Below are 13,937 nucleotides of genomic sequence, written 5' to 3' on the forward strand. Positions count from 1 at the left end.
TCAGTGCTCGCCCGCGCCAGCCAGACGGCCGCGGTGCAGCACCACTTTTTCCGCTAGGCGTGCGGCAATGCGGTGGCTATGCGTGACCATCAACAAAGTGGTCGGGCTGTCGTTGAGCAATTCCAACAGCAGCTTCAAGACCTCATCGCTGGTGGCCTCGTCGAGGCTGCCGGTGGGCTCGTCGGCCAGCAGCAATTTGGGCTGCGACGCCAGGGCGCGGCCCAACGCGACGCGCTGTTGCTGCCCGCCGGAGAGTTGCTCGGGATAACGCCGCAGCAAATCACTCAAGCCCAGCCGCTGCACCAGATGCGCCTGCCAGCGCGGGTCATGCCGCCCCGCCAGCCGCGCTTGAAACGCTAGATTGTCTTCGACGCGCAGGCTGCCGATCAGGTTGAACTGCTGGAACACCAGGCCGATTTCAGTCCGCCGCCAATTGGCCAGTTGCCCTTCGCTCATCTGATCCAGACGATGCTCGCCGCTTTGGATGCTGCCCTGATCGACCTTGTCCAGCCCGGCGATCAAGTGCAGCAACGTGCTCTTGCCGCTGCCCGACTCGCCCATCAATGCCAGGCTGCTGCCGGGTTTCAATGTCAGGTCGACACCTTGCAGCACCGGCAATGGACCTTGCGGAGTGGCGTAGCTTTTGAAGACGCCTTGGACCTGAAGCATGAAGGGAGGCTCGCTGAAGTCAGAGCGCCTAGGATAGCGGACGGTAGCGGCACCGCGTTATCGTTCTTCGCGGGCAAGCCACGCTCCCACAGGACCGCGTCGTTCACAATATTGGTGAACAACGCAGTCCTGTGGGAGTGAGCCTGCTCGCGATGAGGCCAGTTCAGACAACCCAAAACCTCACTGCCCCACCGCCACGCTCGTCGCCGCCTGCCCCGGTGTAACAATGCTGTTCAGATCAATGTGCTTCCACTCAGGTTTGGCCCCCAGCCGCGCATTGAACCGATAGTTGAACGTAAACTCGTCCGCCGTCGGCACGCTCAATGGCTTGCCATACACCGACTCGATCCCCGCCAGGTCATACCCCATCAACTGCAGCAGCGTCGGGAAGATGTTGTAGTGACTCGATCGGTCCTTGTTCCCGGCCAGCGCCTTCTGCCAATCCAGTGTGCGCAACTGATCCCCTTGAATCACCACCAGCGGCACCAGGCCCTCCTCCTGCACCGGATCACCGCCACAGTGCAAATTCAACCCGGGATTGCCCCGTTCATGCAGGTCCTGCCCATGGTCCGAGGTGTAGATCAGCAGCGCATTGCTCATGTCCGCCTGGGCAAACACCCGTGAGAAAAACTCCCCGACGTTCCACAGCAACGTGTTCTTGTAGGCATTGCGATAGAGCACCCAGTCATCCGGCTGACCGTTGAAACCATCGCGCTTTCCGGTGTCCGCGATCTCGACAAACTGGCCCCGAGGCAAGGTCGGACGATAGGCCATGAACGCATCCGGGTATTTGTCGTGCACCGGGAAATGCGCGCCCACCTTGTTGATCACCACCAGCTCGGGCTTGCCGTCGTTGAGCAACTCGATCAGCTTCGCCGCAGCCGCCATGTCACGGTCACGCACGCTGGTCTGGTCGAATTGCACAAATTCGTCGATGTCCTTTTTCTCGGCTTCGTTCATCAGGTTCTGCAAGTTGCCAGCCGTACGCTGGGCATCGATGTAGACGGTGCGCAGGCCGGCCTTCTTCGCGTACTGCCAGATCGACGGCATCGTGCTGTTGATGCGCATGTAGTCGGCGCGGGTGCCGCCGTAGCGCAGGGTGATGTTGGTGTCGGCGCTGCAATTGGCAATGGACGCGGCGTAACCGTAGTTGAAGATCGCGACGCCCGGGCGCGGTTCCTTGAGGTTGCTGTGCACGCCAAACGGCGCGTTGATGTCCAGGTAATTGCCGGAAATGCTTTCGTCGATGATCAGCACGATGTCGTGCCCCGGCGATGAATCGTTGCGCGCCAGCTTCACCGGCTCGCGCGGGCCGACCGTGTTGTGCAGGGCTTCATAGGTGAACAGATTCAAATAGGCCAGCGGCGTGTACATGATCGGCAGGCCACGGGCGCCCTCGCCCGCTCGCACGAACAACACCGCACTGAGCAGCAGCACCCCAAGCACCGGCGCCGCCACCAGCAACGCGCCGGGCAGCGGCATGCGCCGACGCGGTTTGAGTCCGATGCCGAACAGCAGCAGCAAGCCGCCGAGCACCCCACTGATGATCGCGTCGCGATACTGGTACGCCGCCTCCTGGATAAATCCGCCGGAGTACACCATCGACACAAAGCTGCTGTAGGTCAGGTAATCGGCCGTGACGCGCGTATAGACATCGAAAAACACCGCCGAGAAAAACATCGCCAGGGCAAACACATGACGGATCAACGTCTGGCGGATGTACGCGGTCATGAAAAGCGCCACGGTCAGCGCGATAAACATCCCGCCAAAGAGCAGCACCGGGAAACCGATCCCCATTGCGCTCAGGCGTTCCAGGTAATAGTCGTAGTTCTTAACTAAATAGAGAACTAAGAGCAGTTCTTTGAGGTATCGAATCATAGTATTTCCGATTCTCGCGGCCGTTCGTTGGCCAATAGATTGTCGGCCATTTTTTGACACTAGCACCGGGCCATCAAAGCGCAAGAAATGTCGGGTTTTTACACAAAGCGTCAAAAAAACGTTGACTCAAATCTGACACACCCGACCGGCTGTAACCCCCGTGTTTCAAGCCCTACGACCGTTTATCGTTTTCTTCCAAATGTAAAAAACCCGTCAAAACCGCGGCAAATCCAGCAGCGGCAAGCACTTGATGGCAAAACGCCCCAAAAATGGGCCTGTTATAGCCACTTAACATGTCATTTTGCTGACACGTTTTCCCAACGCTGGGCTATACCCCTTTTGACAGTCTTATTTAAGTTCTTTCAACCGTCTTACGAGGCACGCCAATATGGACGTGAGCGTATTTGGTACGGGCTACGTCGGCCTGATACAAGCAGCGGCACTGGCCGATGTCGGACATCGTGTCTTATGTGTCGACATCGATCCTAACAAGATCAAGCAACTGCAACAGGCCGTCCCGCCAATCAGCGAACCGGGGTTATCCGGCACGCTGGAAGAAAACATCAAGGCCGGTCGTCTGCTGTTCACGACCCAGGCCAGCGATGCGGTCGAACACGCCGAGCTGATTTTCATCGCCGTCGGCACGCCCGCCGATGAAGACGGTTCCGCCGACCTCAGCCACGTGCTGAATGTGGCCCGCCAGATCGCCAGTTACATGGAGGCCGATCGCACCCTGATCATCAAGTCCACCGTGCCGGTCGGCACCGCAGACCAAGTGGCTGCCACCGCCAACGAAGAACTGCTTCGTCGCGGCAAGAGCGCCCTGAATGTGCGGGTGGTCTCCAACCCCGAATTTCTCAAGGAAGGCAGCGCCCTCGCCGATTGCATGCGCCCGGACCGGATCATCGTCGGCACCGACGACGAGGAAGCCCGCGGCCAGCTGAGCGAGCTCTACGCGCCGTTCTGCCGCAACCATGAAAAGATCATGTTCATGGACAACCGCAGTGCCGAGCTGACCAAGTACGCGGCCAACGCGATGCTCGCCACGCGCATCAGTTTCATGAACGAACTGGCCAACCTCACCGAACTGCTGGGGGCTGACATCGAAGCGGTGCGCAAAGGCATCGGTTCGGACCCGCGCATCGGTTATCACTTCATTTACCCGGGTTGCGGTTTTGGTGGCTCGTGCTTCCCCAAGGATCTGCGCGCCCTGCTGCACACCGCCGAACACAACGGCATGCCGTTGCGTCTGCTGCGTAGCGTCACTGACGTCAACGACAGCCAGCGCCACATCCTCTTCAGCAAACTGAAAGCGCAATTCCCCAACGGCCTGGCCGGCAAATCCATCGCGATCTGGGGCCTGGCGTTCAAGCCCAACACCGATGACATGCGCGAAGCCCCCAGCCGTTACCTGATGGAAGCGCTGTGGGCCGAAGGCGCAAGCGTGCAGGCCTATGACCCGGAAGCCATGTCTGAATGCCGGCGCATCTACGGCTACCGCAACAATTTGCACCTGTGCGCCACCCGCGATGACACCCTGGAAGATGCCGACGCCTTGGTGATCTGCACCGAGTGGAAGAACTTCCGCGTGGTCGACTTTGACTTGCTGGCGAGCAAACTGCGTTCGCGGGTGATCGTCGACGGTCGCAACCTCTACAACCCGGAACAGGTGGCGGCAGCAGGTTTGCACTACAGCGGCATCGGCCTTCGGCACATTGTTCCCGAGGCGCCGCGGCCATGAAGATTCTCGTCACCGGAGCGGCCGGTTTCATTGGTGCCCATTGCGTGTTGCGGCTGATCCGTGACGGGCACGATGTGTGCGGGCTGGACAACTTCAACGATTACTACGACCCGCAACTCAAACACGACCGCGTGGATTGGGTGCAGGAGCAGGTTGGCGCTTTCCAGCTCGCGACGGTTGACCTGGCCGACGGTCCGGCCATCGAGGCCCTGTTTGTCCGTGAACAACCCGAGGTGGTGATTCACCTCGCGGCCCAGGCCGGGGTGCGTTACTCGCTGGAAAACCCTCGGGCTTACCTCGACAGCAATTTGAGCGGGTTCCTCAACATCCTCGAAAGCTGCCGCAACCACCCGGTCAAACACCTGATCTACGCCTCGTCCAGTTCGGTGTACGGCGCCAACCAGCACACACCTTATTCGGTGAAGGATGGCGTCAACCATCCGCTGTCGCTGTATGCCGCGACCAAGAAAGCCAACGAGCTGATGGCTCACAGCTACAGCCACTTGTTCGGCATTCCCTGCACCGGTCTGCGCTTTTTCACCGTGTACGGGCCTTGGGGTCGGCCGGACATGTCGCCGATCCAGTTCGCCCGGGCAATTGCCGAAGGGCAGCCGCTGAAGTTGTTCAACTACGGCGAGCACCAGCGCGACTTCACGTACATCGACGACATCATCGAAAGCATCGCGCGCCTGATCGAACGTCCACCGCACGCCAACGCCGAATGGGACCGTGAACAACCGGACCCGGCCAGCAGCATGGCGCCGTGGCGGATCTTCAACATCGGCGGCCAACACCCGGTGGAGCTCAAGGATTACCTGGCGCTGCTGGAAAAACACCTTGGACAAAAAGCCCTCGTCGAGTTGCTGCCGCTGCAGCCGGGCGACGTGCTCAACACCTGCGCCGATGCCAGTGACCTGGCTCGGGCAACCGGATTTCAGCCTTGTATCGAGCTGGATGAGGGACTCGGGCGCTTCATCGCCTGGTTCCGTGATTACTACCCACTGCCTATCGCCCACGCGCCGCTAGCGGCTGAACTTCAGCGGAGGATTCTATGACTGGACATGAAAAAACGGTGCCCCTGCAACAGATGCGCCGGGACAAGCGCCTGGACCCGGAGCACCGAATGCGCCTCGATACCGCGATCCATATGCAGGGTCGTGGCTGGATGACCGGTCGTGACGGCGGTCGGCCATGGACACTGTCACGCACCAACCGCGTTGTCGCCTGCTTAGGTGCGCTGGTGATTCTGCTGCTGATCTCGCCCATCCTGCTGGGCCTGGCACTGGCAATCAAACTCAGCAGCCCGGGACCGGTGATGTTCGTGCAAAAGCGCACGGGCTACCGCGGTCGCAAGTTCGGCATGTACAAGTTCCGCACCATGGTGGCCAACGCCGAGGAGCTCAAGGAGTCCTTGCGTCACCTGAACAAGCATGGCGCGGACGCGATCGATTTCAAGATCGACAAGGACCCGCGCATCACCGGCATCGGCGGTTTCCTGCGGCGCAGCAGCCTGGATGAGCTGCCGAACCTGTTCAATGTGGTGATGGGCGACATGCGCCTGGTGGGCCCGCGCCCAACCTCGTTCAACGCCTACCGCTACAAGGACAACCACCTTGCACGCCTGAGCATCTACCCCGGCATGACCGGCCTGTGGCAGATCTCCGGGCGCAGCAATATCGACTTCGACCAGCGCGTTGAGTTGGACCTCAGCTATATCGCCGAGCAGAGCCTGTTGCTTGATCTGAAGATCCTGTTGAAAACCCCCTTCAAAGTATTCAGCGGCCACGGAGCGAGTTAAATGGACGGTTCATCAGCCAAAAGCCTAAGCATTGCCAACCCGAGCGAGTCCAACCTGACTTCGACCGTGCTCGATCAAGATCTGCGGATCCTATTTCTGACCGCCGCCAACCCCGGCGCAGGCACCACCACCAGTGCTCTGGCGCTGGCCAGTCAGTTGGCGCAAATGAGCAGCGGCGAGGTATTGCTGGTCGATGCCAGCCAGTCAGCGACCAACCTCACGCAGCAGCTGGGGCTGACCAAGGAGCGCGGTTTTCGCGACCTGCTGTTCAACACCCAGAGCCCGCCGCTGTTGCAGGACTGCGTGGTGAACGTGTCCAGCCTGCCCTTCCACATCTTGCCCAACGGCCGGTATGTGCGCGGCACCGAACACCTGACACCCGAACGCCTGGGCCCGTTGCTCGATCAACTCGGCAGTCAGTATCGCTTTGTGGTGATCGATGGCGACGCGGTGTACTCCGCGTCCGACACCATGATCATCAGCACCCAGGTGGACGGCGTGATCATGGTCGTGCGCTCCGAAGACACGCGCTGGGAAGTGGCCCAGGCGGCGGTTCAGCGCCTGACCCAGGCCGGCGCGAAATTGGTCGGCAGCGTGTTCAACCGGCGCAAGTACTACATGCCTAAGTGGCTCTACAAAAACCTGTAAGCAATCGCCAAAGGATGACGACATGAACGCCAAAATGCTTGTCCTGCTGTTGCTGCCGCTTGCAGGTTGCTCCAGCACTTCCGAAACCCAGACCATGCCGGTGAATATCCTCACGGCCTCACCGGCCAACGCCCAGGCCACCGACATGCCCAAGATCGAACAGACCTTGCGGCCACAGGATGTGCTGGATGTGATCTTTCACATCAGCACCAGCGGCTCGGACGCCTACCGCATCCAGTCCGGTGACCAGATCGGCCTGAACTTCACCGCCGCCAGCCAGCTCAACGGCAATCAACTGGTGCTGCCCGATGGCACCATTGAACTGCCGGGCGCCAACACCTCGGTGAAAATCGCCGGGCTGACGTCCGAACAGGCGCGTGAGGAAATCCAGCGCGCCTACCAGCGCAAACAGCTGTTCCAGCCTAACCGCAACCAGTTGTCCGTGCAGGTCATCAGCCCGCTGAGCAACGAGTCGAACCTCAAAAGTGCCCTGAACCACCCCGCTACCGGCATGAGCCGGGAGATCACCGTGGGCACCGACGGCTACGCCAGCTTCCCGGAGATCGGCGCGGTGCCGCTGCAAGGCATGACCGTCAATCAACTGGAAACCTTCCTCAACCAACGCTACGCGAAGCTGCCAGGGCGGATGACCGTCGACGTGCTGCTGAAGTCCACCGCCGGCAACGAAATCTATGTGCTGGGCGAAGTGGCCCAACCGGGTTCCTACCCGATTCGCCGGCCGGTCTCGGTACTTGAAGCGCTGACCCTGGCCCGAGGCTCCAACGTCAAGGCGCGGCTCGATTCGGTGATGATCATGCGCCGCAATGGCAACCAGGTGCAGGCCGTGCGCTACGACGTCGAAAAGGCTTTGGCCGGCGATGCGTCGCAGATTGCGTACCTGCAACCGGACGACATGCTCTACGTGCCCAAGACCAAACTGGCCAGCGCCGGTGAACTCGCGCGGCAATTGGCAGACGTGGTGTTGTTCCAGGGCGTGGGCTTCAGCTTCGGCTACCGCGTCGACAACAAAGACAGTGACAGCAACTAACTCTCAGGTGACCGACCATGAATCCAAAGGAAAACTACCTGCACGAGTTCTTCAGGATCTTTTTCGCCAACAAGCAGTTGGTGAAACGAGTCTTCCTGATCTTTGCAGTGATCGCCCTGGTCTTGCCGCTGATGCTCAAACAGAGCTTCGATATCACCGCCCAGGTGATCGTGCAATCCAAAAAACTCTCACAGGGAGACGCCACCACATCCCTCAACCAGGAGAACGCCTCTTTCATTCCACCGTCCCTGGCGGACATGGAAACCGAGAGCAATATCCTGCGCTCGCCAGCCTTGATCCGGCAGACCATCAGCGAGTTGCGCGACAAGGGTGAGTACACGCCCACCCCTGGCGTCTTCAACAAACTGGTGACCCAGCCGTTCAAACAGTACGTGACCACGCCGCTGCGCGAATACGTGATCAACCCGATGAAAGACGCCCTGGGCCTGGAAACAGATCCGGTGCGCGACACGGCGCTGGATGCACTGACTCAACAGGCGATGGACAGTCTGAAAATCGAGACCCTGCCAGGCTCCAACGTGATCTCCATCATCTACAGCTTCGACAATCCGGCACAGGGCACCAAGTTTGTCGCCGCCTTACTGCAGAACTACCTGACCAGCCGTCAGGCACTGCAATCGATCGACTTGCCACAGTCGTTCTACGAAACCAAGAAGAAGCAATACCAGGTGCGTCTCGATGGCCTGGAAGGCACTCGGCTGGGCTTGCTTGAAGCGGTCGGCTCGTCCGATCCGAAGGAAGAAATCACTTTCCGCCTCAACGCCATCAACACCGAGGAGCAAGCGCTCAACCTGTACCGCGATCGCCTGCTGCAAAGCCAACGCTGGCTCGAATACCTGAAAACCAGCCTGGCCGCGGCGAGCAATTCGAAACTCAACGATTACACCTTCCCCTACACCTTCACCACCACCGTGGACAATGTGGCGTTCGAGGATCGTGAGATCAAACAGATGGGTGAAGCCCTGACCACGCAGGTCAGCCGCTACATGAACGACCTGGCAATCTTCCAGCCCGGCAGCGAACCGATGTTGCTGACCCGCGAGCAAATCGCCCGCACCCGTCAGCAGTTTCTGAAAGTGGTCAGCAACCGGATTCAGGAGCGCAACACTGACCTGGCGATTGTCAGCTCGGTGATCGACCAGAAAACCAAGCGCATTGCCGAGTTCAAGGAACGCATCCACCAGTTGCAGGAAACCCAGAGCAAGCTGCGGCAGATGGACACCGAGATCAACGCGTTGCACGCGGCGTTCTCGACGTATGCCCAGCGCTTCGCCGAAAGCAGCAGTGCACGCTCGCTGGACAACGACCTGTCCAACGCACGGGTGCTCAGCCCGCCGTATGAGCCTACCGAAGCGGCGTTCCCGAAACCGATGCTGATCATTCCGTTCGGCTTGTTCACCGGTCTCTTGCTGGCGATCGCCCTGGTCTACGTGCGTGAGTTCTTCGATCACCGTTTCAAACACCCAGCGCAAATCACCCACGAACTGGGCTTGCCGGTGCTGTTGGTGATCAACGATCAGAACGCGGATCCGACCAACCCGCACAGCAACTGGTCCGTGCCTGGCCTCGTGCATTGGGTGCGCAATTGAACGCGCCGCTCATCCCTTCCCTGCCGATCATTCATTTGCTCAGCAGCGGCGGCTTCTACGGGGCTGAGCGGATGCTGCTGGACCATTGCCTGGCGACGCCGGGGCAGCACCAAGTGCTGTTTCTCGATGCGCCGCCAGACTTGATCGCGCGGTTTCGCCAGGCGGGGGTCGACTGCCGGGGTTGCGCGGGGCTGGGGGAACTGCTGGCGCATTTGCGCCAGCGCCGGGCAGAACGGCCGTTGATCAATACGCACAACTTCAAGGGCCTGTTGTTTGGCTGGGTGGGCGCAACGCTATTGCGCCTGCCGCTGGTGATTACGCAGCACGGTTTCACACCGCGCAGTCGCAAGCAGAAGTTCTATACCTGGCTGAGCCTGCAACTGTGCCGCACTGCGTCGGTTAATCGCGTGGTTTGCGTCGCAGAAAGCATCGCCGTGTTGTGCCGCCAGGCCAGCGTCAGGGCGGAAAAGCTGCAAGTAATTCCCAATGGTTTACCGGCGGCTCCCGGACTGCCGCCGCACAACGTGGGCCGCCAGCGTTGGCTGGCGGGTTATGTCGGGCGGCTGAGCAGTGAAAAAGGCCCGGACTTTTTTCTCGATGCGCTGATTCCACTCTGCCGGCAACACCCGCAACTGGACGCCGTGATGCTCGGCGACGGCCCGGAACGGGAAACGCTGCTGGCGCGTATCAACGAAGCGGGTTTGCAGGACCGCATCACCCTGCCCGGTTATCAGACCGACATGAGTGTGTGGTGGCGACAACTCGATGCGCTGGTGATCAGCTCGCGCACCGAAGGCACGCCGATGATTCTGCTCGAAGCGATGCAAGCCGGCGTGCCGGTGGTGGCGTTCGGCGTCGGCGGGATTCCCGATGTGCTGCAAGACCGACACAACGGCCTGCTGGCGACACCCGCCGACAGCGCCGCCCTCGCCCGCCAGATCGGTTCGTTGCTGACTGAACCGACCATGGCTCGCGAACTGATCGACAACGCAAAACGTACGCAATTGGACCGTTACGACCTCAAGGCCCTGGCCGAACGCTGGTCGCAACTTTATCTCCGTACTGCACGGGAGGCACGCGCGTGATCTTTCCGCTCTCGATCGTCAGTTTGTTCGGCCTGGTCTCCCTCGGTTTGCTGGCCAGCCCTTATCCGTTTCTGGCGCCGGGGGCGGTGCTGGGCCTGGTCGGTGTCGCGCTGCTTTACCGAAAACCCACCTGGGGTTTGCTCGGGATTGCGGCGCTGGTGCCGTTCGAAGGTTTCTTCAAGGACAGTTCGCTGTCGGGCACCAAGTTCCTCGGCGCGTCACTGGCCGTGATCCTGATGCTGCAACTGGCCATCCACCAGATTCCCTCCGAACGCCTGCGCAGCAACATCTGGCGCTACCTGATCTGGTTCATGGTCTTGTACCTGCTGAGCGTGATCAACACCGATAACATGGGCATGTCGATGGCGCATCTGCGGGAGCTGAGTGTCGGCCTGGTGCTGTTTGTGATCACCCTGCTGATCGGCCGCGAGCTGAACATGGACCTGTTCGCCAAAATGGTCACCCTCAGCGTCACGGCGACCTGCGTGCTGGCGATGTTCTCCAGTAAATATCAGGACCAGGGGCGCGCCGCCGGCCTGCTGGAAGACCCGAACGCCTTTGCCATGCTGATCGCCTTTGCCGTGCCGCTCGCCTTGCTGCTGGTGGTGCGCAGTCCGCACTTTTTGCATCGGTTGTTCTGGGTCGCTTGCTGCATTCTGCTGCTGGGCGGCATGACCAAGACCGAATCCCGTTCGGGGCTGGTGGTGCTGTTCCTCAGCCTGATGATCGGCGTCTGGCACTACCGCCTCGAGCTCAAACGCATCCGTCCACGGCATCTGGGGTTTGCCATGCTGGGCCTGGTGATCGTGATTCCGCTGGCCCTTTATGCGATGCCGAAGGGGTACATCGAGCGCATTCAGTCCTTGAGCATCTTGAGCGCCGGCGCCAAGAGTCAGGACCAATCCCTCGGCCGTCGCGCCTCATACATTGTGGTCGGCGGCGAGATGATTCGCGAGAACCCGCTACTGGGCACCGGCCCCGGCACGTTCCCGCTGCACTACGCCACCACCGGTTACGCCAAGGCGTTTTCGGCCAACCGCAAAATCGGTGACCTGTACCGTCGCGCCCACAACACCTACCTGGAAATCTTCAGTGAACTGGGGATTCCCGCCGGCCTGTTGTTCGTCGGCATGCTTGGCCTCGGCTTGTACAACCTGGTCTGCGCCCGTCGTGCATGGATACAGCGAAGCAACCGCGAGCAAGCGGATCTGCTGACGCACCTGAGCATGAGTTTTCTGTCGCTGGCCCTGTTCCTGATGTTCCTCAGCGCACCCAACCAGAAGTACGTGTGGATCATGCTCGCCCTGACCAGCGTGCTGCGTTTGAAAGCCGAACAAAGCCCACTCGTGGAGGCCAAGGCATGAGCCGCGTCAGTATTGTCATCCCGATGTACAACGAAGCCCATCACATCGCCCGGACCTTGCTGGCTGCGCAACGCGCCGCCATCGCCGCCGGGCTGGAATGTGAACTGATCGTTGCCGACAACGGCTCCGAAGACCAAGGCCCGCACATTGCCCGGCAACTGGGCGCGCAAGTGCTGGTGCTGCCGGGCTTGCTGATCGGCGCCCTGCGCAATCGCGGCGCCGCTGTCGCCACCGGCGAATGGCTGGCCTTCATCGATGCCGATGTCGAGATGCCCGAGGACTGGCTCACGCTGTTGTTGAAAATCGAGCCTGCGGTTCAGGTCGACGTCCTGGGACTGGATTTGCACACGCCGGCCGAAGCCCCGTGGTATGCCAACGCCTGGCAACGTCGCACCTTGCGCCCGAACAACGAGACGGTGCAAACGGTGCGCTGGCTGCCCAGCTCCAACCTGTTGATGCGCCGCCCCTGGTTCGACAAGGTCGGTGGCTTTGATGAAAACCTGCGCACCGGCGAGGACAAGGATTTCACCATGCGCCTTTCGCACGCGGGCGCGCGCCTGCTCTCGGTCAACCAGACCGTCGCCCTGCATTGGGGGTATGAGTGCAGTTGGCGTGAATGGATGGGCAAGGAATTCTGGCGCCAGGGCAGTCATCTGCAGCTCCTGCGCAGCCACGGGATGAGTCTGCGGTTGCTGCGCTTCCCGTTGATGTCACTGGCTGCCTGGTTCCTGGATTTCCTGGCCATCTCCGCGCTGCTTGATGGCTTCCCTCATCATGCGGTGCTCATGGTGTTCCTGACCAGTATTCCGGCGCTCGCCTTGAGCATGCGCCAGACCCTCAAACACCGCGATCTGCTGTTGACCTTACAACTCTGGGGCCTGCACTGGTTGCGTCTGCACCTGGCCGGCGCCGCCTTCATCCTCAGTCTGTGTCATTGGAAAGCCAGGAGGCCTGCCCGTGGCTGAATTCATTTTCTGGTTGTGCCTGTTGTTGCCGGTCTACGCCTACCTGGGTTATCCGCTGCTGCTGACAGTGCTGGCGCCGTTGTTTGCGGCGCGGAGTCACGCAATAGCTGAACCGATGAACATCAGCATCGTGATTGCCGCGCACAACGAGGCGCGGCACATCGAACACAAGCTGCGCACCTTGCTCGCCCAGGATTATCAGCCGGCCTCGCTGCAGATCATTCTGGCCAGCGACGGTTCGACCGATGACACCGTCGCCTGTGCACGCAAGGTCATCGACCCGCGCATCACTATTCTCGACCTGCCCCGCCAGGGGAAGGCCGCGACCCTGAATGCCGGCGTTGCGTTGAGCACCTGCGATATTCTGGTGTTCACCGATGCCGACAACCAATGGTCCCGCGACACCCTCGGGCACCTGCTGGCGCCGCTGTGCGATCCGCAAGTCGGTGCCTGCGCCGGGCACATGGTGATCCCGGTCACCGGCGGTGGCCTGAGCATCGGCGACAGCCTCTATCGGCATTACGAAGGCTGGCTGCGCCGAGTCGAAAATCGCACCGGCTGCATGGTCTCCGCCGACGGCGCCCTGCTCGCCCTGCGCCGGGAGTTGTTCCAGGACGTGCCGGCCGAGGTCAACGATGACTTCTTCATCAGCACCTGCGCGCCAGTGGCGTTCAAGCGCATTGTCTATGTGCCCGAGGCACAGGTGATCGACCACGGCGTCGATGAAGCGGATAAACAATTCCGTCGTCGTCAGCGGGTCACCGTCGGGGGTCTGCAAAGCCTGGCCCAGCGCAGCGAGCTGCTCAATCCGCTGAAGCATGGCCTGTATTCGATTGCCTTGATCAGCCACAAGTTGATTCGCCGACTGGCGCCGATCCTGTTGCTGCCGCTGCTGCTGAGCAATTTCTGGCTGTGGGAAGAACACGGTTTCTATCGCCTGAGCCTGGTCGCGCAGCTGCTCGGTTACGCCGTGGCCATCGCCGGCCTGCTGGATTCGCAACACCGGTTGCCCAAACCCTTCCGCCTCGCCGCGTTCCTTCTGGTGACCCTGGCCGGGATGAGTATCGGTCTGTGGCAGTTCCTGCGGGGGCAGCGGTACGCCCAGTGGAACCCTGAGCAAAACCGTTGAAA

At 60.8% G+C, this 13,937-nt stretch carries 12 protein-coding genes; 10 read left to right on the plus strand and 2 right to left on the minus strand.

Going from position 1 to position 13,937, the window contains the following annotated elements:
- Both ACA060_RS17790 and ACA060_RS17795 read right to left on the minus strand, forming a co-directional pair.
- Positions 1-669: an ABC transporter ATP-binding protein gene (locus ACA060_RS17790; protein ID WP_497312141.1), complete on the minus strand. Its 669-nt coding sequence runs from the start codon at positions 667-669 to the stop codon at positions 1-3.
- A gap of 180 nt (positions 670-849) precedes the next feature.
- Positions 850-2,547: a sulfatase-like hydrolase/transferase gene (locus ACA060_RS17795; protein ID WP_497312143.1), complete on the minus strand. Its 1,698-nt coding sequence runs from the start codon at positions 2,545-2,547 to the stop codon at positions 850-852.
- 388 nt (positions 2,548-2,935) lie between these two features.
- Between ACA060_RS17795 and ACA060_RS17800 the strand changes: the two genes are divergently transcribed.
- The 10 genes from ACA060_RS17800 to ACA060_RS17845 are packed head-to-tail and all read left to right on the plus strand — an operon-like array spanning position 2,936 to position 13,935.
- Entirely contained in the window at positions 2,936-4,288 is a 1,353-nt protein-coding gene (locus tag ACA060_RS17800; RefSeq protein WP_497312145.1) for a UDP-glucose dehydrogenase family protein, read from the plus strand.
- Positions 4,285-5,343, plus strand: a complete 1,059-nt coding sequence (locus tag ACA060_RS17805) for an NAD-dependent epimerase (RefSeq protein WP_109632883.1) — start codon at positions 4,285-4,287, stop codon at positions 5,341-5,343. The genes ACA060_RS17800 and ACA060_RS17805 overlap by 4 nt, the downstream gene beginning before the upstream one ends.
- Positions 5,340-6,086, plus strand: coding sequence for a sugar transferase (locus ACA060_RS17810; RefSeq protein ID WP_109632885.1), 747 nt, complete (start codon positions 5,340-5,342; stop codon positions 6,084-6,086). Before ACA060_RS17805 ends, ACA060_RS17810 begins: the two co-directional genes overlap by 4 nt.
- On the plus strand, positions 6,087-6,734 hold the full coding sequence (locus tag ACA060_RS17815; protein WP_497312148.1) for a CpsD/CapB family tyrosine-protein kinase: 648 nt from the start codon (positions 6,087-6,089) through the stop codon (positions 6,732-6,734).
- Positions 6,735-6,756: 22 nt separating this feature from the next.
- Positions 6,757-7,782 (plus strand): polysaccharide biosynthesis/export family protein, encoded by a 1,026-nt coding sequence (locus tag ACA060_RS17820; RefSeq protein WP_497312149.1) that lies wholly within the window; start codon positions 6,757-6,759, stop codon positions 7,780-7,782.
- A 17-nt stretch (positions 7,783-7,799) separates the two neighbouring features.
- Positions 7,800-9,392, plus strand: a complete 1,593-nt coding sequence (locus ACA060_RS17825) for a GumC family protein (protein WP_497312151.1) — start codon at positions 7,800-7,802, stop codon at positions 9,390-9,392.
- Positions 9,389-10,477: a glycosyltransferase family 4 protein gene (locus ACA060_RS17830; protein WP_256597444.1), complete on the plus strand. Its 1,089-nt coding sequence runs from the start codon at positions 9,389-9,391 to the stop codon at positions 10,475-10,477. Before ACA060_RS17825 ends, ACA060_RS17830 begins: the two co-directional genes overlap by 4 nt.
- The gene (locus tag ACA060_RS17835; RefSeq protein ID WP_497312154.1) at positions 10,474-11,841 is read left to right on the plus strand and encodes an O-antigen ligase family protein; all 1,368 of its coding nucleotides are present in this window, start codon (positions 10,474-10,476) and stop codon (positions 11,839-11,841) included. Before ACA060_RS17830 ends, ACA060_RS17835 begins: the two co-directional genes overlap by 4 nt.
- Positions 11,838-12,806, plus strand: a complete 969-nt coding sequence (locus ACA060_RS17840; protein WP_497312156.1) for a glycosyltransferase family 2 protein — start codon at positions 11,838-11,840, stop codon at positions 12,804-12,806. Before ACA060_RS17835 ends, ACA060_RS17840 begins: the two co-directional genes overlap by 4 nt.
- Positions 12,799-13,935: a glycosyltransferase gene (locus ACA060_RS17845; RefSeq protein WP_497312158.1), complete on the plus strand. Its 1,137-nt coding sequence runs from the start codon at positions 12,799-12,801 to the stop codon at positions 13,933-13,935. The genes ACA060_RS17840 and ACA060_RS17845 overlap by 8 nt, the downstream gene beginning before the upstream one ends.
- Positions 13,936-13,937: the final 2 nt, after the last annotated feature.

This window comes from Pseudomonas sp. LBUM1671 (genome assembly GCF_059695685.1).

Excerpts from the sequence above, each read along its gene's own strand:
- ACA060_RS17810 (WP_109632885.1), top strand. The coding sequence starts at position 5,340 with ATGACTGGACATGAAAAAACGGTGCCCCTGCAACAGATGCGCCGGGAC.
- ACA060_RS17820 (WP_497312149.1), top strand. The coding sequence starts at position 6,757 with ATGAACGCCAAAATGCTTGTCCTGCTGTTGCTGCCGCTTGCAGGTTGC.
- ACA060_RS17840 (WP_497312156.1), top strand. The coding sequence starts at position 11,838 with ATGAGCCGCGTCAGTATTGTCATCCCGATGTACAACGAAGCCCATCAC.
- ACA060_RS17825 (WP_497312151.1), top strand. The coding sequence starts at position 7,800 with ATGAATCCAAAGGAAAACTACCTGCACGAGTTCTTCAGGATCTTTTTC.
- ACA060_RS17795 (WP_497312143.1), bottom strand. The coding sequence starts at position 2,547 with ATGATTCGATACCTCAAAGAACTGCTCTTAGTTCTCTATTTAGTTAAG.
- ACA060_RS17790 (WP_497312141.1), bottom strand. The coding sequence starts at position 669 with ATGCTTCAGGTCCAAGGCGTCTTCAAAAGCTACGCCACTCCGCAAGGT.
- ACA060_RS17805 (WP_109632883.1), top strand. The coding sequence starts at position 4,285 with ATGAAGATTCTCGTCACCGGAGCGGCCGGTTTCATTGGTGCCCATTGC.
- ACA060_RS17800 (WP_497312145.1), top strand. The coding sequence starts at position 2,936 with ATGGACGTGAGCGTATTTGGTACGGGCTACGTCGGCCTGATACAAGCA.
- ACA060_RS17815 (WP_497312148.1), top strand. The coding sequence starts at position 6,087 with ATGGACGGTTCATCAGCCAAAAGCCTAAGCATTGCCAACCCGAGCGAG.